This window comes from Streptomyces sp. NTD107, from assembly GCF_059510435.1.
In genome coordinates this window covers 172,077-193,341 of the sequence record NZ_JCAJZV010000008.1, presented here as the reverse complement: position 1 = coordinate 193,341, position 21,265 = coordinate 172,077, and the positions used below count along the sequence as shown (strand labels likewise).

17 protein-coding genes are annotated in these 21,265 nt (G+C 73.4%); 9 read left to right on the top strand and 8 right to left on the bottom strand.

From position 1 onward, the window contains the following. Positions 1–28: 28 nt before the first annotated feature. From AC5WRL_RS18380 to AC5WRL_RS18370, 3 genes are all read right to left on the bottom strand, one after another. Positions 29–2,188: a putative bifunctional diguanylate cyclase/phosphodiesterase gene (locus AC5WRL_RS18380; RefSeq protein ID WP_496089657.1), complete on the bottom strand. Its 2,160-nt coding sequence runs from the start codon at positions 2,186–2,188 to the stop codon at positions 29–31. After that, complete coding sequence (locus tag AC5WRL_RS18375; protein WP_496089656.1) at positions 2,185–2,997, bottom strand: SAM-dependent methyltransferase; 813 nt, start codon at positions 2,995–2,997, stop codon at positions 2,185–2,187. Before AC5WRL_RS18375 ends, AC5WRL_RS18380 begins: the two co-directional genes overlap by 4 nt. 184 nt (positions 2,998–3,181) lie before the next feature. Further along, positions 3,182–4,387, bottom strand: a complete 1,206-nt coding sequence (locus AC5WRL_RS18370) for a transglycosylase family protein (protein WP_496089655.1) — start codon at positions 4,385–4,387, stop codon at positions 3,182–3,184. Positions 4,388–4,599: 212 nt separating this feature from the next. Between AC5WRL_RS18370 and AC5WRL_RS18365 the strand changes: the two genes are divergently transcribed. Beyond that, entirely contained in the window at positions 4,600–5,793 is a 1,194-nt protein-coding gene (locus tag AC5WRL_RS18365) for an RtcB family protein (RefSeq protein ID WP_496089737.1), read from the top strand. A 36-nt stretch (positions 5,794–5,829) separates the two neighbouring features. Here the strand turns inward: AC5WRL_RS18365 and AC5WRL_RS18360 are convergent, their stop codons facing one another. Next, positions 5,830–6,735 carry a phosphatase PAP2 family protein gene (locus tag AC5WRL_RS18360; RefSeq protein WP_496089654.1) on the bottom strand — a complete coding sequence of 302 codons (906 nt, stop codon included), beginning with the start codon at positions 6,733–6,735 and terminating at the stop codon, positions 5,830–5,832. A 275-nt stretch (positions 6,736–7,010) separates the two neighbouring features. Here AC5WRL_RS18360 and AC5WRL_RS18355 point away from each other — a divergent pair, with 275 nt between their 5' ends. The 4 genes from AC5WRL_RS18355 to AC5WRL_RS18340 all read left to right on the top strand — a co-directional run bounded on the left by AC5WRL_RS18355 (position 7,011) and on the right by AC5WRL_RS18340 (position 11,912). Beyond that, positions 7,011–8,204 (top strand): ROK family protein, encoded by a 1,194-nt coding sequence (locus AC5WRL_RS18355; RefSeq protein WP_496089736.1) that lies wholly within the window; start codon positions 7,011–7,013, stop codon positions 8,202–8,204. A 70-nt stretch (positions 8,205–8,274) separates the two neighbouring features. Beyond that, positions 8,275–9,279 (top strand): sugar phosphate isomerase/epimerase family protein, encoded by a 1,005-nt coding sequence (locus tag AC5WRL_RS18350; protein ID WP_496089653.1) that lies wholly within the window; start codon positions 8,275–8,277, stop codon positions 9,277–9,279. A gap of 156 nt (positions 9,280–9,435) precedes the next feature. Next, the gene (locus tag AC5WRL_RS18345) at positions 9,436–11,148 is read left to right on the top strand and encodes an acyltransferase (protein WP_496089652.1); all 1,713 of its coding nucleotides are present in this window, start codon (positions 9,436–9,438) and stop codon (positions 11,146–11,148) included. An 83-nt stretch (positions 11,149–11,231) separates the two neighbouring features. Then, positions 11,232–11,912 (top strand): hypothetical protein, encoded by a 681-nt coding sequence (locus AC5WRL_RS18340; RefSeq protein WP_496089651.1) that lies wholly within the window; start codon positions 11,232–11,234, stop codon positions 11,910–11,912. A gap of 16 nt (positions 11,913–11,928) precedes the next feature. On the opposite strand, the gene AC5WRL_RS18335 is transcribed toward AC5WRL_RS18340, so the two are convergent. Beyond that, the gene (locus AC5WRL_RS18335) at positions 11,929–12,699 is read right to left on the bottom strand and encodes a DUF7134 domain-containing protein (RefSeq protein WP_496089650.1); all 771 of its coding nucleotides are present in this window, start codon (positions 12,697–12,699) and stop codon (positions 11,929–11,931) included. Positions 12,700–12,884: 185 nt separating this feature from the next. Between AC5WRL_RS18335 and AC5WRL_RS18330 the strand changes: the two genes are divergently transcribed. Continuing rightward, the gene (locus AC5WRL_RS18330; protein ID WP_496089735.1) at positions 12,885–14,066 is read left to right on the top strand and encodes an MBL fold metallo-hydrolase; all 1,182 of its coding nucleotides are present in this window, start codon (positions 12,885–12,887) and stop codon (positions 14,064–14,066) included. Between the two features lie 131 nt (positions 14,067–14,197). Here AC5WRL_RS18330 and AC5WRL_RS18325 read toward each other — a convergent pair whose 3' ends face one another. Further along, entirely contained in the window at positions 14,198–16,039 is a 1,842-nt protein-coding gene (locus AC5WRL_RS18325; protein WP_496089649.1) for an ABC transporter permease subunit, read from the bottom strand. A gap of 6 nt (positions 16,040–16,045) precedes the next feature. After that, positions 16,046–17,569, bottom strand: a complete 1,524-nt coding sequence (locus tag AC5WRL_RS18320; protein ID WP_496089648.1) for an ABC transporter substrate-binding protein — start codon at positions 17,567–17,569, stop codon at positions 16,046–16,048. A 295-nt stretch (positions 17,570–17,864) separates the two neighbouring features. Between AC5WRL_RS18320 and AC5WRL_RS18315 the strand changes: the two genes are divergently transcribed. Genes AC5WRL_RS18315 through AC5WRL_RS18305 form a run of 3 tightly spaced genes read left to right on the top strand, consistent with a single transcriptional unit; the run spans position 17,865 to position 20,523 of the window. After that, the gene (locus AC5WRL_RS18315) at positions 17,865–18,656 is read left to right on the top strand and encodes an SDR family NAD(P)-dependent oxidoreductase (RefSeq protein WP_496089647.1); all 792 of its coding nucleotides are present in this window, start codon (positions 17,865–17,867) and stop codon (positions 18,654–18,656) included. Beyond that, positions 18,653–19,675: an aldo/keto reductase gene (locus tag AC5WRL_RS18310; protein ID WP_496089646.1), complete on the top strand. Its 1,023-nt coding sequence runs from the start codon at positions 18,653–18,655 to the stop codon at positions 19,673–19,675. The genes AC5WRL_RS18315 and AC5WRL_RS18310 overlap by 4 nt, the downstream gene beginning before the upstream one ends. Then, positions 19,672–20,523: an amidohydrolase family protein gene (locus tag AC5WRL_RS18305; RefSeq protein WP_496089645.1), complete on the top strand. Its 852-nt coding sequence runs from the start codon at positions 19,672–19,674 to the stop codon at positions 20,521–20,523. The genes AC5WRL_RS18310 and AC5WRL_RS18305 overlap by 4 nt, the downstream gene beginning before the upstream one ends. Before the next feature lie 356 nt (positions 20,524–20,879). Here the strand turns inward: AC5WRL_RS18305 and AC5WRL_RS18300 are convergent, their stop codons facing one another. Further along, positions 20,880–21,179, bottom strand: a complete 300-nt coding sequence (locus AC5WRL_RS18300; protein ID WP_496089644.1) for a DUF3140 domain-containing protein — start codon at positions 21,177–21,179, stop codon at positions 20,880–20,882. Positions 21,180–21,265 lie beyond the last annotated feature (86 nt).

Genomic DNA, 21,265 nt, shown 5'->3' with positions numbered 1-21,265 from the left:
GGAAGCCCACCCGGCCGCCCGGGCGCGGTCAGACCGCCTCCGGCAGCCGCTCCGGCGGCCCCGGGCGCGCGTAGTACCAGCCCTGCGCCGAATCACAGCCCAGCTCCCGCAACTGCCGCGCCTGGCTCTGGGTCTCCACCCCCTCCACCGTCACCGACAGCTCAAGCGTGTGCGCCAGCGACACGATCGACTCCACGATCTTCAGATCCACCGGATCCGCCGGCTGATGCTGCAACCCCTGGGTGAAGGACCGGTCCAGCTTCAGCGTGCTGGCCGGCAGATACCGCAGATTGGCCAGATTGGAGTAGCCGGTGCCGAAATCGTCCAGCGCGATCCCCACCCCCAGCTCCGCCAACTGCCGCAGCGGCTTCAGCTCCTGCTCGTCCGCCGAGACCATCGCCGACTCCGTCACCTCAAGACACAGCGAACTCGGCGGCAGCCCCGCCTCCTCCAGCACCGCCACCGTGTCCTCCACCAGCTCCGGATGGTGCAGCTGACGCGGCGACAGATTCACGTTCACCCGCAGCGGACGCGCCCCGCCGATGCCCCGCACCTGCCACTCGCACGCCTGCCGCACCGCCTCCTTGAGCACCCACCGGCCCAGCGGCACGATCAGCCCGGTGTGCTCCGCCAGCGGAATGAACCGGTCCGGGCCCAGCACCCCGTGCCGCGGATGGCTCCAGCGCACCAGCGCCTCCGCCCCCTCCAGCGAACCGTCGCTCATGGTGATCAGCGGCTGGTACTCGATGAAGAACTCACTGCCCTTGAGCGCCGCCGGCAGATGATGCGTCAGATGGTGCCGGCTGATCGCCCGCGCGTCCCGGTCCGGGTCGGCCAGCGCGTACCGATTGCCGCCCTCCGCCTTCGCCCGGTACATGGTGATGTCCGCACTGCGCAGCACCTCCGAGGAGCTCAGCTCGCCGGTGGCACCCTCCACCACCCCGATGCTGGCGCGCACCAGCAGCTCCCGCCCGGCCACCTCCACCGGCGCGGCCAGCGCGGCCAGCGCCCGCTCGGCCACCTCGGTGACGGCGGCCGGCGACACCGGATCGGTCACCAGCGCCACGAACTCGTCCCCGCCGATGCGCGCCAGCAGCCGCCCGGGCCCGCTGATCCGGCTCGCCAGCCGCTCGGCCACCGCGATCAGCAACTGGTCGCCGACCGCGTGCCCCAGGGAATCGTTGACCGCCTTGAAACCGTCCAGATCCAGATAGCACAGGCCGATCCGGCCGACCGCCGACCCCGGGGCCAGCGCCTGCTCCAGCCGCTCGAAGAACAGCGCCCGGTTGGGCAGATCGGTCAGCGCGTCATGGGTGGCCTGATAGCGCAGCCGCAACTGGAACAGCCGGCGCTCGGTCACGTCCTCCACCATCGCCAGCATGTACTGCGGCCGGCCCTGTGCGTCCCGCAGCAGCGACACCGTCAGATTCGTCCACAGCACGGTGCCGTCCGAGCGGTGGTACGGCTTCTCCGCCTGGTAGTGCTCACGCTCCCCGCGCATCAGCTCGTTCTGCATCCGCCACACCTCGGGGGAGTCCTCCGGGTGGCTGAGCTCCAGCACATTGCGGCTGCGCACGTGATACTCGGAGCCACCGAACATCCGCACCAGCGACCCGTTGATGTCCAGGATGTTGCCGTCCATGTCGGAGATGCCGATGCCAAGACCGGCCTCCGAGAACACCGCGCGGAACCGGGCCTCGCTCTCGTGCAGCGCCGCGCCGATCTCCCGCTGGGCGTTGATCGCGGCCTGCGACAGAGCCTCCTGCTCGCTGCGGGTACGGGCCTGGAGCGCGCGGGAGAACCCGGCCGCCATCGCGTGCTGGAGCCGGGTGCAGCGCGAGCGCGCCTCGTCGACGGGCAACTCGGCGGCGTCCACGCAGTACAGCAGCAGATAGGCGTCCAGCACCCCGAGCACCCGGGGCAGCGAGTCCGGGCCGGTGCAGTGCGCCGCGACCAGCGCCTCGCCGACCTCGCGGCCCGGCGCCGGATCGAAGGGCCGGGCACGCAGCGCGCCGGCCAGCGTGCCGGCCAGCCCCAGCAGCAACTCCTCGAACTCGGGCCGGGTCAGCGACGTGGTGGTCCCCGGATAGACGGCGCGGCACCAGATCCGCGCGAAGCGGCGCAACCCGTCGGCGGGTACGTCGGGCTCGTGGGGGCCGGCGGGCGGGCCGGCCTGCGGAGTGCTCACGCGACGCGCCCCACCCCGGCGAGACCCGTGTAGACGACCGGATCGTCCTCGTCGACGGGTTCGTCCGGGCGCCAGTCGGGGAGCGCGACCAGCCCCGGCTCCAGCAGCTCGAACCCCTCGAAGAACGGCAGGATCCGCTCGCGCGAGCGCAGCACCAGGCTGGCACCGCCGCGCCGGTAGACCTCGGAGATCCGGGCGCCCTGCTCGGCGGTACGGGGCCCGGTATCGGTGGAGGCGTGGCTGAGCACCAGCAGGCTGCCGGGCGCGAGGGCTTCGCGCAGCCGGGCGATGGCCGCCGCCGGCTGGTCGCGGTCCTCGACGAAGTGCAGCAGCGCCACCAGCAGCACGGCCACCGGGCGGTCGAAGTCGATCAGCCGGCGCACCGGTTCGCTGCGCAGGATGGCGGCGGGGTCGCGGAAGTCGGCGGCGACCACCCCCGTACCGTCCTGCCCCTGGAGGACGGCCCGGCTGTGGGCGACGGCGACCGGGTCGTTGTCGACATGGACCACGGTGGCGCGGTCGTCGGCGGCCCGGGCGATCTCGTGGACGCCGCCGAAGGTGGGTATGCCGGAGCCGATGTCGAGGAACTGGGTGACTCCGGCGGACACGGCGTGGCGTACCGCCCGCCGCATGAAGGCGCGATTGGTCTGCATGATTTTGGGGAGCCCCGGAAACGCCTTGATGGCCGCCCGGGCGGCGATTCGGTCCGCTTCGAAGTTGTGCGAACCGCCGAGGTAGAAGTCATACATACGGGAAACACTCGGCACGGACAGATCGATGCCCTGCGGCGCCCAGGCGGGTCGTTCCATCGACGTCTCCAATGTCTCCTGCATATGCCGGAATTGGCCTCGGAGTGACGAGGGTACTGACCCGGTGGGTGCGGAGGGAAGAAAACGGAACGGTGACTTCCTCATTCTGGGTGGTTACTGGAGCATCTGTCCGGTTTCCCAGGGTGCCGGTGCGCGGCGGCACACCGGCACCCTGGGGAATGCCTCACAGTGAGACGCCGTTGTTCCGCAGATAGCCGACGGGGTCGATATCGGTGCCGAAGCCCTGTCCGGTGCGGATCTCGAAGTGCAGATGCGGCCCGGTGGAATTGCCGGTGGAGCCCGCCCGGCCCAGTTGCTGGCCGCCGCTGACCGGCTGGCCGGTGGACACCGAGATCTGCGACAGATGCGCGTACTGGCTGTATTTGCCGTCGGCGTGCTTGACGATCACCTCGTAGCCGAAGGAGCCCGCCCAGCCGGCCGACACCACGGTGCCCTGGGCGACCGACTTGACCGAGGTGCCGGTGGCGACCGGGAAGTCGACCCCGGTGTGATAGCCGCGCGACCACAGGCTGCCGGTGGTGCGGTAGGCCGTACCGGTGGACGCGTCCACCGGGGCCGAGTAGCCGCTCGACGCCTCGGGCGCGGGCGCGGGCGCGGGCTCCGGGGTGGGGGCCGGGGCGGGGGCCGGGGCGGGCTCGGCCGCCTGCTCGGGCGGGGTCTCGCGGGCCCGCTCCGGCGCCTCGGTGGCGCCGCCGCCGGCCAGCGACAGCCGCTGGCCCGGATAGATCAGATCGGGGTTGCCACCGATGACCTCACGGTTGAGGTCGTAGAGCGACTGCCAGCCGCCGTCCACCTGATGGGTGCGGGCGATCGCGGAGAGCGTGTCGCCGCGGACCACCCGGTACGGATCGGCGGTGTCGGTGCGGACCTGGCCGGCCGCCTGGGTCTGGGTGCCGGCGGCGGGCGCGGGCGCGGGCGTCGGGTCCGGCTCGGCGCGCTCCTCCGTACGCTCGGCGGCGCCGCCGTCCGGGGAGATCTGCGGGGCACCCCCGTCCCGGGTGAGGCCGGCCCGGGTGGAGCAGGTGGGCCAGGCGCCGGGGCCCTGGCCGTCCAGCACCTTCTCGGCGATCGCTATCTGCTGGTCCTTGGTGGCCTGATCGGCGCGGGCCGCGTATGCCGTGCCGCCGAACGCCTCCCAGGTGCTCTGCTTGAACTGGAGCCCGCCGAAGTAGCCGTTGCCCGTGTCGATGTCCCACCGGCCGCTGCTCTCGCACTCGGCGACCTTGTCCCAGGTCTCCACCGAGGCGGCCTCGGCGCCGGCGGCGCTGATCAGCGGCAGCGCGAGCCCGGCGCCGCCCGCGGTGACGGTCAGCGACGCGCGGGAGACCGTGCTGGGCTTGTAGCGGCGGTGACGTCCATGAGTGGCCATGGGCGGATCCCTCCTTGGCCTGATCGGGTGACGCGTCATCAGATCACGTTCTGATCAAGGCGGTTGTGGCGGCTCAACCATAGAGGTCCGCTCTCCGACATCACAAGGGGAGTCTGTTGCCCCGCCCCGGGGCGCACAAAACCGGTTGCCGGTGAACCGGGTGCCGCCGCGACAATGAAATCCGATCATCACTACGGCGATTGGGGGAAATGATGGCTTACTCCGAGGTGCCCGGCGCCCGGGTGCCGATCCGGATGTGGGCGGATCCGGCCACTGTCGAGGACGGCGCAATGCGTCAGTTGCGGAATGTGACGACACTTCCGTGGATCGCCGGGCTGGCCGTGATGCCGGACGTGCACTACGGAAAGGGTGCCACGGTCGGCTCGGTGATCGCCATGCGCGACGCGGTCTGCCCGGCCGCGGTGGGTGTGGACATCGGCTGCGGCATGACCGCGGTGAGGACCTCGCTCACCGCGAACGACCTGCCCGGCGATCTTTCCGGGCTGCGCTCCCGCATCGAGGAGGCCATTCCGGTCGGCTTCCAGCTGCACCGGGAGCCGGTGGACCCGACGAAGATCTACGGCCTGCCCGGCGCGGGCTGGGACGAGTTCTGGGCCGGCTTCGACGGTATCGCCGAACAGGTGCGGTTCCGCCGGGAGCGGGCCGGGTTGCAGATGGGCTCCCTTGGTGGTGGAAATCATTTTATCGAGATGTGTGTTGATACGGATGATGCGGTGTGGCTCATGCTGCACTCCGGATCCCGCAACATCGGCAAGGAACTGGCCGAGTTCCACATCGGACAGGCCCAGAAACTGCCGCACAATCAGGACCTGCCCGACCGCGATCTGGCCGTCTTTGTCACGGACACTCCGCAGATGGCCGCCTACCGCCACGATCTGTTCTGGGCGCAGGAGTACGCCCGGCGCAATCGCGAGGTGATGATGGGCCTGCTGCGCACAGTGATCATCAAGGAGTTCAAGAAGGCGAAGCCCACCTTCGGCGATGTCATCTCGTGCCACCACAACTACGTGGCCGAGGAGCGCTACGACGGAGTGGATCTGCTGGTCACCCGCAAGGGCGCGATCCGGGCCGGCAGTGGGGAGTACGGGATCATCCCCGGTTCGATGGGCACCGGTTCGTACATCGTCAAGGGGCTGGGGAACGCCGCCTCCTTCCAGTCCGCCTCGCACGGAGCGGGGCGGCGGATGAGCCGGAATCAGGCGAAGAAGCGGTTCACCGCGCAGGATCTGGCCGACCAGACCCAGGGTGTCGAGTGCCGCAAGGACGCCGGAGTGGTCGATGAGATCCCCGGCGCCTACAAGCCGATCGAGCAGGTGATCGACGCCCAGCGGGATCTGGTCGAGGTAGTGACCAAGCTCAAGCAGGTGGTGTGCGTCAAGGGCTGACCCCGACGTACCCCACCCACTTTGCCGGTGGCCGGCTCAGCGGTCCCGGTGGGCCAGGTCCGCCGGCCGCGGAGCGGGGGGCTCCGCGCCGGCGGATCCGTGCGGTACGGCGGCGGGCATGGGGGGCGGCGTCCCCGCCCGCGCCGCGGCCGGCCGCCACAGCGAGAACGTCGCCGGTACGCGGGCGGCGGCCGTCCGGTGGGGCGGGCGCAGCACCAGCAGGATGATGCCGAGGAACGCCGCGGCCACCATGCCGTCCAGCCAGTAGTGGTGCCCGGTGGACACCACCGCGGTGATGGTGATCAGCGGATGCAGCAGCCACAGCCAGCGCCACCGGGTGCGGGTGGCCACGATCAGTCCGACGGCGATCACGATCGACCAGCCCACGTGCAGCGAGGGCATGGCGGCGAACTGGTTGGCCAGCGAGTTCGGATCGGGCTTGCTCGCGTACACGGAGGGCCCGAACACCGCGCTGGTGTCGATCAGTCCGGTGACCTTGTACAGCCGGGGCGGGGCCAGCGGCACCAGCAGGTGCAGCACCAGGCCCGCGCCGGTGAGCCACACCAGCACCCAGCGGATCCACACGTAGAAGCCGGGCCGGCGCCAGTACATCCAGGCGATGAACGCGACGGTGGCCGGGAAGTGGACCGTGGCGTAGTAGATGTTGATGGCGCGGATCACCGGCTCGAAGTGCATCATCACCTCCTGCACCCAGCTCTCGCTGGGCAGCCGGAGGGCGCGTTCGAAGTCCCAGACCCGTTCGGCGTTGCGGTATGCCTCGGTGAACTGGCCGTTCGCCGCGCGTCTGCCGAGCTTGTACCCCAGATAGAGCACGGTCAGGAGCAACAGCTCTCTGATCAGCGGCGGACGCGGGGTGGGCGCGGTGGGTTCGCGCTTCCACGCGGTGGCCGCGCGCTTGAGCACCTGGGTACTGCTTCGCATGGGGCGGTCCCGACGGGAGAGAAGTGACGAAGGGTGGTGCGCGACACCACGGGGTGTCCCTCGATCGGGCAGTCTAGGCGCTTCGTTCGATTCGTACGGCGGTCATGGGTTCCGCCCACCCGGACTTTGTCCCGACCCGGGAGAAAGGTGGTGCGGATTTTGCCGAAGTTCTTCCCGTCACGCATCTTCACTGTTAGTTTCCCCAGCGAAGCCCGGCGGCCCGTCGCCGTCCGGGGCACCGGATGCCGACGACGGCGGGAGGGCGCGTGAGACGCATTACGGCCCGGCCCGCGAACGTCCACCAGGCGCGATTGCTGCGGCTGCTGCGCGACGGCGGCCCGGCCTCGCGCGCCCAGCTCGGCGAGAAGGTGGAACTCTCCCGCTCCCGGCTGGCGGTGGAGCTGGACCGGCTGCTGGCCACCGGACTGGTGGCCGCCGACGGGCTGGCCGCCTCCCGGGGTGGCCGTCCCTCACACAATGTGCGGCTGACCCCACAATTGCGGTTCCTCGGCGTCGACCTGGGCGCCACCTCGGTCGATGTCGCCGTCACCGGGCCCGAACTGGAGATCCTGGGACATCGCACCCAGCCCGTCGACGTACGCGAGGGACCGGTTGCCGTCCTGGAGCGGGTCCTGGCCATGGCGGCCGAACTGCGGGCCGCCACCGGCGGAGCGGCCTTCGACGGCGCCGGTATCGGTCTGCCGGGACCGGTGCGCTTCCCCGAGGGGATACCGGTGGCCCCGCCGATCATGCCCGGCTGGGACGGCTTTCCGGTCCGCGAGGCGCTCAGCCAGGAACTGGGCTGCCCGGTCATGGTGGACAACGATGTCAACCTGATGGCGCTGGGCGAACGGCACGCCGGAGTGGCCCACTCCGTACAGGACTTCATCTGCGTCAAGATCGGCACCGGCATCGGCTGCGGCATCGTGGTGGACGGCCGGGTGCACCGCGGCGCCACCGGCAGCGCCGGGGACATCGGCCACATCCAGGTCGAACAGGACGGCCGCCCCTGCCCCTGCGGCAACCGGGGCTGTCTTGAGGCGTACTTCGGCGGCGCAGCCCTGGCCCTGGACGCCGAGAGCGCCGCCCACGGCGGCCACTCCCCGGCGCTGGCCGCCGCGCTGGAGCGGCGCGGCAGCCTGGACGCCGCCGACGTGGCCGCAGCCGCGGCGGCCGGCGACACCGCCGCCCTCGAACTCATCCGGCTCGGCGGCCTGCGCACCGGCGATGTGATCGCCGCCCTGGTCAGCTTCTTCAACCCCGCGCTGGTCGTGATCGGGGGCGGGGTGACCGGTCTTGGCCACACCCTGCTCGCCGCCATCCGCACCCAGGTCTACCGGCAGTCCCTGCCGCTGGCCACCGGAAACCTCCCCATCGTCCTGGGCGAACTCGGCCCGGTGGCCGGGGTCATCGGAGCCGCCCGGCTCATCAGCGACCACCTCTTCAGCTACCCGCCCGCACCCCACTGACCGACCGGCGCACCACCTCGGCGTACCGGAGCCGCCGTACGCCCCGCACCTGTTGACAGGAGTAACCACCATGCCCCGTGACTTCACCCTGTTCACCGGCCAGTGGGCCGACCTGCCCCTGGAGGAGGTCTGTTCGCTGGCCCGCGACTTCGGCTACGACGGCCTGGAACTCGCCTGCTGGGGTGACCACTTCGAGGTCGACCGGGCGCTGAAGGAGCCCGGTTACCTCAAGGGCCGGCACGCGCTGCTGGCCAAGTACGGCCTCAAGTGCTGGGCGATCTCCAACCATCTGGTCGGCCAGGCCGTGTGCGACGCCATCATCGACGAGCGGCACCGGAACATCCTGCCCGCCCGGATCTGGGGCGACGGCGAGCCCGAGGGCGTACGGCAGCGCGCCGCCGCCGAGATCGCCGACACCGCGCGGGCCGCCGCCGCCTTCGGGGTTCGGACGGTGATCGGCTTCACCGGCTCGCCGATCTGGCACCTGGTCGCCATGTTCCCGCCGGTGCCGCCCGGCATGATCGAGCGCGGCTACGCCGACTTCGCGGAGCGCTGGAACCCGATCCTGGACGTCTTCGACGCCGAGGGCGTGCGGTTCGCCCACGAGGTGCATCCCGGCGAGATCGCCTACGACTACTGGACCACCAAGCAGACCCTGGACGCCATCGGCAACCGCCCCGCGTTCGGCCTCAACTTCGACCCCAGCCACTTCGTGTGGCAGGACCTGGACCCGGCGGGCTTCCTGTACGACTTCCGGGACCGCATCTACCACGTCGACTGCAAGGAGGCCCGCAAGCGGCTCGACGGACGCAGCGGGCGGCTCGGCTCGCATCTGCCGTGGGGCGACCCGCGGCGCGGCTGGGACTTCGTCTCCGCCGGGCACGGCGATGTCGCCTGGGAGGACGTCTTCCGGATGCTGGGCTCCATCGGCTACGAGGGTCCCATCTCGGTGGAGTGGGAGGACGCCGGGATGGACCGGCTGGCCGGCGCCCCCGAGGCCCTGGCACGGCTGCGCGCCTACGACTACCCGCCGCCGGCCGCCTCCTTCGACGCGGCGTTCGGCAGCGCCGACTGACCGGCGACTCCTTGCCCCGCGCCCGGGGTACGCCCAGGGGTGTCTTCGCCGTAACGCCGCCCGGCCCGCGCTTCGGGCGGACGGCGCTACTTTGAAGACACCCCTAGCGTTTGAAGCGATTCACTCGCTCCGTGCACCCCAGGTGAGGCCCACTCCATGCAGCAACCCGACGACGACCGGCTCGACTTCCTTCCCTGGTTCTTCGAGGCGGAGGCCACCCCGGAACAGCGCGCCGCGCAGCGCGAGCGACAGCGGCGGCTGACCGAGGCCGGCACCGCCGAGATCGGCGAGCGCTGCTTCGTCTCGGAGCGCGCCGCCGTGCACCCCGACCGACTGCGGCTGGGGGACGGCTCGTACATCGCCGCCCACGCCTATCTCACCGGCACCGTCACCACCGGCGCCGACTGCACCTTCAACCCCTTCACCACTGTGCGGGGCACCGTCACCCTCGGCGAGGCGGTCCGGATCGGCGCCCACACCTCCCTGCTGGGCTTCAACCACTCCACCGCGCCGGAGACCCGCATCCACCGGCAGGCCACCACCAGCCAAGGCATCACCGTCGGCGACGACGTGTGGATCGGCTCGAACGTGGTGATCCTGGACGGGGTCACCATCGGCGACCACTGCGTCATCGGGGCGGGCGCCGTGGTCACCCGCGACGTACCGGAGTGGGCCATGGTCGGCGGCAACCCCGCCCGCTTCATCCGCGACCGCCGCGACCAGGGCGGTGCGAAAGCGGCCGGCTCCAAGCGGTCCGGAGCCTCGCGCGAGGCCGGACCGCAGGAGCGCCTGACCCGCTTCGCGGCCACCGTCCGCGCCCAGGCGCCCGGCATTCTGGCCCGGGCCTGGGACGGCACGGCCTACCGGGACCGGCCCGAGGCCGAGCCGACCGTACGCGCGCACTGCGACGCCGTTGAGATCGCCGACCTGCTGCTGGGCACCGCCCCCGGCCAACTGCCCGCCCAAGAGCACATCGCACTGCTGCGCGGGCTCCAGGACCCGGCCACCGGTCTGGTGCCGGAACACGGCCGCCCGCTCGCCGCAGCCGGCCCGGACGGCTTCGTCGACGACGGGGCGGCGCTGTACCACATCCTGTCCGTGGGCTACGCGCTCGATCTGCTGGGGAGTTCCTTCGCCCACCCGGTGCGCACGGTGGCCGGGCTCTCCGCCGGGCAGTTGCTGGAGCGGCTGGCCGACCAGCCCTGGGACGAGCTGGCCTGGCACGCCGGCAGCTGGGTGGACGCGGTGGCCACCGCCGCCCACTGGAACCTCGCCCACGGCACCGAACCGGCCGGGCCCGGCGCCCTGGAGGCCCTGTTCGGCTGGCTGCTCACCCGCGTGGACCCGTTCACCGGCATGTGGGGCAGCCCCCGGCCGGAGCACGGGCGGCTCCAGGTCGTCAACGGCTACTACCGCCTCACCCGGGGCTCCTTCGCCCAGTTCGGGGTCCCCATACCCCACCCCGAACGGGTGATTGACACGGTGCTCGACCACGCCCGCGACCCGCGCTGGTTCGGCCCGGGCCGCGACAACGCCTGCCATGTCCTCGACGTGGCCCACCCCCTGTGGCTGGCGGGGCGGCAGAGCCCGCACCGCGCCGAGGAGATCCGGCGCTGGGCCGCCGCCCGGCTGGACCGCACCCTGGACCAGTGGCACCCCGACCGCGGCTTCGCCTTCGGCCCCTCCCCGGACGGTACGGGCCCGGGCCGCGCCCCCGGACTCCAGGGCACCGAGATGTGGCTGGCCATCACCTGGCTGCTGGCCGACCTCACCGGCCACGCCGACCTGCTGGGCTACCGCCCGCGCGGCGTGCACCGCCCCGAGCCGGCCAGGACCGGACTGCGCGGCGCGCCGACCCCCACCCACTGAGCCCGCTGGGACCGGCGCCCCGGGCCGGCCTCGTCCGGCTAAACCGTTCGACGGCCCGGGCCCGGCTTCCTACCCTGGGGCCCGTGCCCCTGACACCCTGTTCCGACCTGACACCCGCCGACTGGATCGTGTCGAGCGACCTCCCCTGGCAACGCCTGGTGAGCTTCGGCCCGGCCGGCTTCGCCGCCCACGCCAGGCTGCGCTTCCTGCCCGACCCCGCCTTCGAAGGACAGCACGAGAACGAGGCCCGGGACAACTCCGAGCTGACCGAGACCGAACGACTGCGCGTCCTCTTCGACGTGCTGGCCGGGCACACCCGTACCCCCGAGGAGTGCTACTTCTGCCTGTGGGAGGGGTACGGCGATCTCCACGGCTCGGCCGACGGCTCGATGGTCGTTCTCTCCGTCAGCGACGACGGCACCCCGCAGTCGCCCCCGCCGGTCGCGCCGGCCTTTCCCCCCGAGGTGCTGGAGGGGCCGAAGGTCGAAGTGCCCCACCGCGCCTATCTGTTGTTCCGCGGCCCGCTCTCCCGGGCCGAGGACTGGGGTGCGGCGCCCATGTGGCCCGGGCAGCCCCGGTTCGCGATGCCGGATCCCGCGTTCGTCTGGCCGGCCGACCGCGCCTGGTGCGTCGCCGCCGACATCGACCCGCACTGGGCCGGCATCGCCGCGGCCCCGCACGTCATCGACCAACTCATCGCCGACCCCCGCCTGGACGTGGTCCGCGCCGACCCGGAAGAGGAACAGCCGGCCTACGCCCTGTGACCACCAGGGCCGCCGTTCACTCCGCCTGCCGCAGCAGCACCCCCGTCTGCCGCAGCTCGTGCGCCGAGACGCGCCCCGCGTCCGATATCGCCTCCAGCGCCCGACCGGTCTGCTCCGGCGCCCGGGACAGCACCCGCCCGGCGGCGTCCGCCTGCACCACCATGCCCGCCAGCCGGTGGCCGGTGATGTCGTACATCTCGCGGCAGATCTCCACCCGCGTGGCGACCAGCGCCGCCCGCCGGCAGGTGGCGTCAAGACGCTCCTGGGACGCGGCGCGTTCGGCGAGCTGCCTGCGGTAGCGGCGCCGGAACCGGGCCCGATTGCCCAGCGCCCAGCTCAGCGTGAACGGCACTGACAGCCACACCGCCGCCCCGAGCGCCATGTGCACCGGATCGGACTCGGTGAGCGCGTTCACCACCGCCGCCAGCAGCGCCGTCGCCAGACCGCCGACCAGCGCCAGCCACGCCGCCCAGGGGGCACCTTGGCTGGCGGCGGTCGCTATCGCCACGAACACGGCGAACATCGTGGTCAGCGGCCCGAAGCCCAGCACGATTTGCACCACGCACACCAGCAGCGCCAGCAGCAGCGCCTTCTCCGGGCTCCGGCGGCGCAGCGCCACGGCCGCCGACACGATCCCCGCGATCACCAGCGCCACCACGACCGCCGCGGTGTGCCGTACCTCCGGATCCACCATGATGTGCCACCCGCCCACCAGCAACAGCAGTACGGCCCAGCCGCCATCGGCGTTGATCGGAAAACGGCGTCTGACGGCCCGGATGCGATCCATGCCGGTCACCCTACGGTCGCCCCCCGGCGCCCGGGTCAGCCGGGAGATCGATTTTTCCGTCCGCCCGCGGCGGCCGAAAGGACGGCAACCGCCTCGACACCCCGTTCGGTTACAGTGACGAAAGGCTTGCCGAGGAGGTCATCGTGTCCGAAACACCCTCAACCAGCCGGCCGGGGCCCAAAGCCCTGTCCGCCGCCGTGGTCGGCAGGGTGCGACCCGAGTCCTTCGGCGCCGACCCGACCGGCGAACGGCTCGCCAGGATCCGACGCTCACCGCAGTTCCGCGACGGGGCCTTCCGCAACGAGCGCCCGGTCGGCGCCGGCACCCCCAGCTCCCCGCTCCGGATGGCCCGGGACTTCACCCGCCGCGCCGACCGGCTGCGCCGCCGCCCCACCGCCGTACCCCCGCTGGCCCGCCCCGCCTTCGCCCCGGCCGCTTCCGGCGAAGCCGCCCCGGCGCCGCAGTCCGGGCTGCGGCTGACCTGGCTGGGCCACGCCACCGTGCTCGCCGAGATCGACGGACACCGGGTGCTGTTCGACCCGGTGTGGGGCGAGCGCTGCTCACCCGTCGGCTTCGCCGGCCCCCGCCGGCTGCACCCGGCCCCGCTGCCGCTGGCCGAACTCGGGCCGCTGGACGCGGTGGTCATCTCCCACGACCACTACGACCACCTCGACATGCCCACCGTGAAGGCGCTGATCGCCACCGGCGCGCCCTTCGCCGTACCGCTGGGGGTCGGCGCCCATCTGGAGCACTGGGGGGTGCCGGCCGACCGGATCACCGAACTGGACTGGTGGGAGTCCACGACGGCCGGCGAGCTGACCCTGACCGCCACCCCGGGGCAGCACTTCTGCGGCCGGGGGGTCCGCAACACCGGGCTGACCCTGTGGGCGTCCTGGGCGGTCACCGGGCCGCGGCACCGGATCTTCCACAGCGGCGACACCGGCTACTTCCCCGGCTTCGCGAAGATCGGCGCCGAACTCGGCCCGTTCCACGCCACGATGATGCAGATCGGCGCCTACAGCGCCGAGTACTGGCCCGACATCCACATGACCCCGGAAGAAGGGGTACGCGCGCACCGCGACCTGGCGGGGCCGGCCGGCGAGCCCGGGGTGCTGCTGCCCATCCACTGGGGCACCTTCAACCTGGCGCTGCACCCGTGGGACGAACCCGCCGAGCGCACCGCCGCCGAGTGCGAGCGGCACGGGGTACCCCTGGTGGTGCCCCGGCCAGGCGGCTCCTTCGAACCGGCCCACCCGCCCGCCCCCGACCCCTGGTGGCGATCGATCGCCCGGGCCCCGGAAGCGGTGCGCCGACCGGGCCCCGGCACCGTACCCGCCCCCAACCCCAGCGGTGCGGCCGGCGACTGAGCCCGCCGTCGCCCGGCACCACGCCGCCGCCCCGCGTTCACCCGACGACGCCGGACCGGCCGGCCGCACCCCGGCTGCCCGGTGGACGACGCGCGCCCGTGGCGTGGGCCCGGCCGGCTGTGGCCCCGTGATCAGCGGACGGCGACCGGCTCGGGGGCGGGGCGGCCCTCCGGGCGGCCGTCCGGGGTGGCCGGGGCCCCGCCGGCGGGCCGGCGCCGGGCGCCGTTGACCCGTGCGGACGCGGTGCCCGACACGGCGAGTACGGACAGCAGGACGAGTGCGCAGGCCGGGCCGAGCACCGTCCAGGGCGCCAGCTCCAGATACGGCTGGCCCTCGGACAGCAGCCGGCCCCACTCCGGAGTCGGCGGCTGCTCGCCCAGGCCGAGGAAGCCGAGGGAGGCCAGCACCAGGACCGTGGTGGGCAGCCGCAGCACGGCGTTGCGCAGTACGGCGGGCAGCACCGCCGGCAGGTAGTGGCGGCGCAGCCGGTGCAGCGGCCCCGCGCCGAAGGAGACGGACGCCAGCAGATGCCCCGACGCCCGTTCCTGTTCGAGCAGCGCCGCGGTCTGCGCGGCGTAGGGGGTCCAGCCGACCAGGCACACCGCCAGCGCCGCGCCCCCCACCGACGGTCCGGTCAGCGCGGTGGTGAGCAGCCCGGCGACGACCGCGGGCAGCGTCGACATCACCTCGGTCAGACCCGCGCTCAGCCGAGCCGCCAGGCCCAGCAGCAGCCCGGTGACGGCGCACACCGCGGCCACCACGAGGGCGACACCCGTCGTGCGCAGCGCGCCGTGGCCCAGCCGGGCCAGCAGATCACGGCCGAGCGAGTCGGTGCCCAGCGGGTGGGCCACGGAGGGCGGCAGCAGCCGGGCGGCGGTGTCCACGTACAGCGGGTCGCGCAGCAGGCCCGCCACCACCACCGTCAGCAGGACCAGGGCACACAGCACGGCGAGGGGGCGCTGGATCCGGTGCCGGGGCAGGGGCGGCGCGTGCAGCGCGGGCAGGGCCCCGTCCCGCAGGGCGGCGCCGAGGAGGGCCCGGCGCAGGGCCTGGATCAGCAGTCCGGCGCCGACCCCGAGCAGCACGAGGAACAGCGTCGCGGTCTGCAACGGCGGCAGATCCTGGGCCAGCGCGGCGTCGAGGGAGAGCCGGCCGAGCCCCGGGATGTTGAAGATCTTCTCCACGGCGACGGCGCCGCCGACCAGGGCGACGACGGTCGGCAGCAGTTGGGGGAGCACGCCGGACAGCGTGCGGCGCAGCGCGCGGCGGGCGACGAGCCGGGGCGGGTACCCCAGGGAGTGACAGGTACGTGCCCAGGGCTCGTTGAACGCGGCGGGCAGCGCCTGGTCGAGCAGTCCGCCGATCATCGCCCCGGACGGCAGGCCGAGCGCGAGCGCGGGCAGCACCATCGACTGCGGTCCCTGCCAGCCGCTGGACGGGAACCAGCCGAGCCAGACGCCGAACACCGTCGCCAGGAGCGAGGCGAGCAGAAACTTGGGCAGCGCGGCGAGCGCGGCGGCGCCGGTGCCCGCGCCGCCGTGCCGCAGCCGCCGCCGGGAGCCGAGCCGCAGGGTACGGGCGCTCACCAGCGCCGCCACGGCGAGCGTGACCACCAGGGCACCCGTCATGAGGGTGAAGGAGACCGCGAAGGCGGTCAGTACCTCGGGCAGGACCGGTTCGCCCGACACCCACGAGACGCCCGCGTCGCCGCGCGGCAGCCCGCCCAGCCACTGCGCGAGATGCGCGAACGGGCCGGCGTCCAGGCCCAGCTGCTCCCGTACCGTCGCCAGCTGCGCCGGCGTCGGGTCCTGGTCGGCCGAACGCGCCCGCAGCACGGTCAGCGCGGGGTCGCTCCCGGACAGCCAGGGCAGCAGGGAGACCGCCGCCAGCAGCAGCGCCCCCGCGGCGATCCGGCCGGCCCCCGCGCGCCGGCGTGCCCGGCCGGGCCCGGCGTCCCCCCTCGCACCACGCATCCGCCGCTACTTCACCCGGGTGTCGACGGTGATCAGGGAGCGCTCGCGCGGGTCGAGCAGCACGCCCTCGACCCGGGTGCTGATGCCCTGCACCACCTTCTCGTGGACCAGCGGCACGACGGTGTCGGTGCGCAGGATCTCCGCCTCGGCCCGCATGACGCCCCGCTGCCGCTGCTCGGTGTCGCTCTCGGCCGCCGCCTCGCCGATGGCGCGGTCCACCTCGGCATCCCGCAGCCCCGCCATGTTGTAGACCCCGTCGCTGGTGAAGTCGCTCGCGAGATACGCGACGGCGTCGCCGGTGTCCAGCAGCGTCACCCGGGAGAAGACGAGGGCGTCGTACTTGCCCGCCAGGAGGTCGGCCTCCATCTGGGTGTACTCGCGCACGTCCTGCCGCACGGTGAACCCGGCCTGCTCCAACTGCTGCTGGAGCACGGTGGCCGCCTCGGGGAGTTCGGCGCGGTTGGTGTAGGTGGCCAGCCGCAGGGTGCGTCCCTCGGTCCGGGCGCCGACCTCGGCGGGGGTGGCGGCCGTGACCCGCCCGGTCACCTCGACCCGGTGGTCGGCGGCCCACGGGACGGCGGGTCCGAACAGGCCCTGCGCGGGGTCGGCGTAGCCGCCGAAGACGGAGCCGACGAGGGCGGAGCCGTCCACGGCCGCCCGGGCGGCGGCCCGCAGCGCCGGGTCGGTGAAGAGGCCGTCGCCGGAGTTCAGGATCAGGCTGTCGGTGCGCACCGAGGGCACTTCGTGCCGGGTGTCCTCGTCCAGGAGACCGGCCTGGGCGGTGGGTATCCACTCGGCGATGTCGACCTCCCCGCTGCGCAGGGCGCTCGCCCGGGCGGTGCCGTCGGCGATCCAGCTGACATCGATGCCGGGCGCCGCCGCCGTACCGCCCCAGTAGCCGTCGTAACGGTCGAGGGTGGCGGCGGTCTTTCCGGTGAGGCCGGTGATCTCGAAGGGGCCGGTTCCGGTGCCGATGGGGCTGACCGTGCCGTCCGCCCCGTACGCGGCGGGGGAGAGGATGCCGAGCGCGGGGCTGGCCAGCCGCAGCGGCAGGACGGGGTCCGGGGTGTCGGTGGTGATGGTGACGGTGCGCTCGCCCGTGGCGGCGGCGGTCAGGGTGACATCGCTGAGGACCCGGGGCTTGAGCTCGGCGGCGTTGGCGTGGTCGAGGGCGCCCACGACCGACTCGGCGGTGACCTCGGTGCCGTCCTGGAAGGTCGCCTCGCGCAGTTCGAAGCTCCAGGTGGTGGCGTCCTGCTGGGTCCAGGAGCGGGCCAGCGCGGGGGCGGCGGCGCCGCTCTCGTCCAGCGCCGTGAGCCCCTCGGCGACGGCGAGCTTGCTCAGTACGGTCGCGTCGTTGCTGTACGGGGAGAGGGCCTGTACCGGCGGGATCGCGAGGGCGACCCGCAGCCGGCCCGGTGAGCCGGCCGCGCCATCCGTGTCCGATGCGCTTCCTCCCGACGCGAAGCAACCGGTCAGCAGCGGGGTGAGCGCAAGTACCGCGATGAGTCCGCGGGTGATGACTCGCATGGGCGTCCTGTCGTACGGGTGGACTGAGCAGCCCGGCACACCTGGGCAGTGACGGGACTACGACAATATATGAGGTAAGGCTTACCAAATGTTCCGAGGTGGGTGATCAACGGCCCACGCCGGTGCGGACACCCTGGGCAGACCTGGATCTTGTGCCGGGCCGGGGCGGCTTTTAAGGTTTCAACGCAGCTGTCCGCACCGCCGACTTCGCCGACCCGGAAGGTCCGCCGATGCTCCTGGCCACGGCCCCGCGCACCCCGCCCCACCACCCCGGGGCCACCGAACGGACCGCCCGATGAGCGGCCCCGGCGAACTCGCCGGACTGCGCGCCCTGGTCACCGGCGGCGGCTCCGGCATCGGGTTGGCCACCGCCCGGCTGCTCGCCGCCCGTGGCGCCGCCGTTGCCGTACTTGACCTCGACCCGGGCCAGGCCGGCGAGCCCCTGCGCAGCCTGCGTGCCGACCTCGGCGACGACGCCTCGGTACGGTCCGCCGTCGCGGCGGCGGGCGCCGAACTCGGCGGCCTCGACATCCTCGTCAACAACGCCGGCATCGGCGCGATCGGCACCGTCGAGGACAACACCGACGAGGAATGGCACCGGGTCTTCGACATCAATGTGCTGGGCATCGTCCGCACCACCCGCGCCGCCCTGCCCCTGCTGCGCGACTCCGCCCACGCCGCCGTCGTCAACACCTGCTCCATCGCCGCCACCGCCGGACTGCCCCAGCGCGCCGCGTACTCGGCGAGCAAGGGCGCCGTCCTCTCCCTCACCCTGGCGATGGCCGCCGACCATCTCGCCGACGGCATCCGCGTCAACTGCGTCAACCCCGGCACCGCCGACACCCCCTGGGTCGGCCGGCTGCTGTCGGCCGCCGAGGACCCCGTCGCCGAACGCGCCGCGCTGCTGGCCCGGCAGCCCATGGGCCGACTGGTCAGCACCGACGAAGTGGCCGCCGCCATCGCCTACCTGGCCTCACCCGCCGCCGGCTCCGTCACCGGTACGGCGCTCGCCGTCGACGGCGGCATGGCCGGCCTGCGCCCCCGCCCACGACCGCGCCCGGACAGCGCCACGGACCGGCCCGCATGACACCGCGCCGGCGGCGACTTGGCCGCAGCGGCATCACCTTCAGCGAACTCTCCCTCGGCGGCGCCCCACTGGCCGGCCTCGGCGCCCCCGTGAGCGAGGAGCAGGCGCGGCGGACCGTGGACACCGCCTGGGAGCTCGGCATCCGTGCCTTCGACACGGCGCCGCACTACGGGCTCGGCCTCTCCGAACGCCGGCTGGGCGCGGCGCTCGCGGGCCGGCCGCGTGCCGAGTTCACGCTGTCCACCAAGGTCGGCCGGCTGCTGGTCCCGCGCGGGGTCGAGACGGCGGCGGCCGGCCACGACGGCGCGGCCGGCTTCCCCGGCGTCCCGGCCACCCATCGCCGCCAGTGGGACTTCACCGCGGACGGTGTACGCAGAGCCCTGGAGGCCAGCCTGGACCGCCTCGGCCTGGACCGCGCCGACCTCGTGCTCCTCCACGACCCCGACGACCACGAGCGACAGGCGCTCACCGAGGCGTACCCCGCACTGGAACGGCTGCGCGCCGAGGGCGTGATCGACGCCATCGGCGTCGGCATGAACCAGTCCGCGATGCCCGCCCGTTTCGTCACCGACACCGACCTCGATGTGGTGCTGCTGGCCGGCCGCTACACCCTCCTCGACCAGGACGGGCTCGGCACCCTGTTGCCGGCCGCGGCAGCGCGCGGCGTCGCCGTCATCATCGGCGGCGTGTTCAACAGCGGGCTGCTCGCCGACCCCCGGCCGGGCGCCTCGTACGACTACCACCCGGCCCCCGAGCCGCTGCTGCGCCGGGCCCTGCGGATCAAGGACATCGCCGCCCGGCACGGCGTACCCCTGCGCGCCGCCGCGCTGCGCTTCCCGCTGGGGCATCCCGCCGTCGCCGGCGTGCTGGTCGGCGCGCGCTCGGCCGATGAGGTACGGGACGCGGCGGCGATGTTCCGGCATCCGGTGCCGGACGGGCTGTGGGCCGAACTGCGCGCGGAAGGGCTGCTGCCCCAGGACGCGCCGGTACCGGACGCGGGCGCAGGACAGGGGCGGTGACCGTGATCGACGCCCACCACCATGTGTGGGACCTCGCCGCTCGCGACCAGGAATGGCTGTCCGCCGCCGAACTGGCCCCGATCCGCCGGAACTTCACGCTTCCCGAGCTGGCGCCGCAGGCGAGCCGGGCCGGGGTGACCGGCACCGTACTGGTGCAGACCGTCACCGTGCCGCAGGAGACCCCGGAACTGCTGGCCCTGGCGGCCGGCCGGGCCGACGGCGGGCTGGTGGCAGGCGTGGTCGGCTGGACCGAACTGCGCGCCCCGGCCGTCGCCGACACCCTCGCCGCGTTACGGGAACTCCCCGGCGGGGAACGGCTGTCGGGCATCCGCCACCAGGTGCAGGGCGAGCCCGACCCGCGGTGGCTGCTGCGCCCCGACGTCCAGCGCGGCCTGGCAGCGGTGGCGGCGGCCGGGCTGGCGTACGACCTGGTGATCCTGGACCACCAACTCACCACGGCCACCCACGCCGCGCGACTGCGCCCCGAACTGACCTTTGTCCTGGACCACCTGGGCAAGCCGCCGATCGCGGCGGGGGAGTGGGAACCCTGGGCCGGCCGGCTGCGGCGATTCGCCGCGCTGCCCAACACCACCGCCAAGCTGTCGGGTCTGGTCACCGAGGCCGACTGGCGGCACTGGACGACCGAAGACCTGCGGCCGTACGTGGACACCGCGCTGGACGCCTTCGGGCCGGACCGCCTGATGTTCGGCTCGGACTGGCCGGTGTGCACCCTGGCCGCCGACTACGACCGGGTCATCACGACGACCGCCACCCTGACCGGCGAGCTGAGCACAGCGGAACGAGCCGCGATCTTCACGAACACCGCGCGCCGGGTGTACCGGCTGTGACGACGCGACGGGCGTGGCGATGCGGCCGTGCCGCTGGGCACGGCCCGTCCACGGCCCCGGACGGACCGCCGTGGCGTGCCGGGCCGTGGGCCGGGAATGTGCCGGCGGCCCGCCGGGGGTGCTTGCCGGCCGTGACACCTCTCGGCGGCGGCGGCGACGCGGCGGTCGGTCGGTATCTCCGGGCGCCACGTGCGGGGGGGTTCTCCCGGGCCGGCCGCAGTGGTGCCGCCGGCCACGGTCGCGGCGGAAGCCCCCGTGAGGCCCCGTCGTCCCCGAGGTTCCGGTCGGCTCCGGCCGCGGCGCGGTGGGCCGCCCCCCGGCCGCCTTTCACCCACCGCCGGGCCGGGTCGGTTCGGTCAGCGCAGCGGGTCGTGGCCCAGGGTCATCAGGCGGTAGCGGCGGTCGCCCGCGCTCCCGGCCGGGACGCCGGCGCCGGCGCGGACCGTGGCCAGGACCTCGCGCATCAGCCGGATGTCGTCCAGGGTCACGTCGACCTGCCGCTTGTGCAGAATGGCCAGGACCCGCCGCCCGCGTGCCCGGGCCGGATCGCTGCCTGCGCTCCGCAGCCAGGCGGTCAGCTCGTGCGAGGTCATGTTCACCACACCCCGGAACTCCGTCCACAGCGTGTCCAGCTCGCCCGCGTCGATCCCGCTCATCCATCCTCCCGCGCACCGTGGCATGCATGCCCCGCTGTGGGTCCCCGGACGGCCCAGCGTGAAAACCCGCCGCACGGCGCGCATCC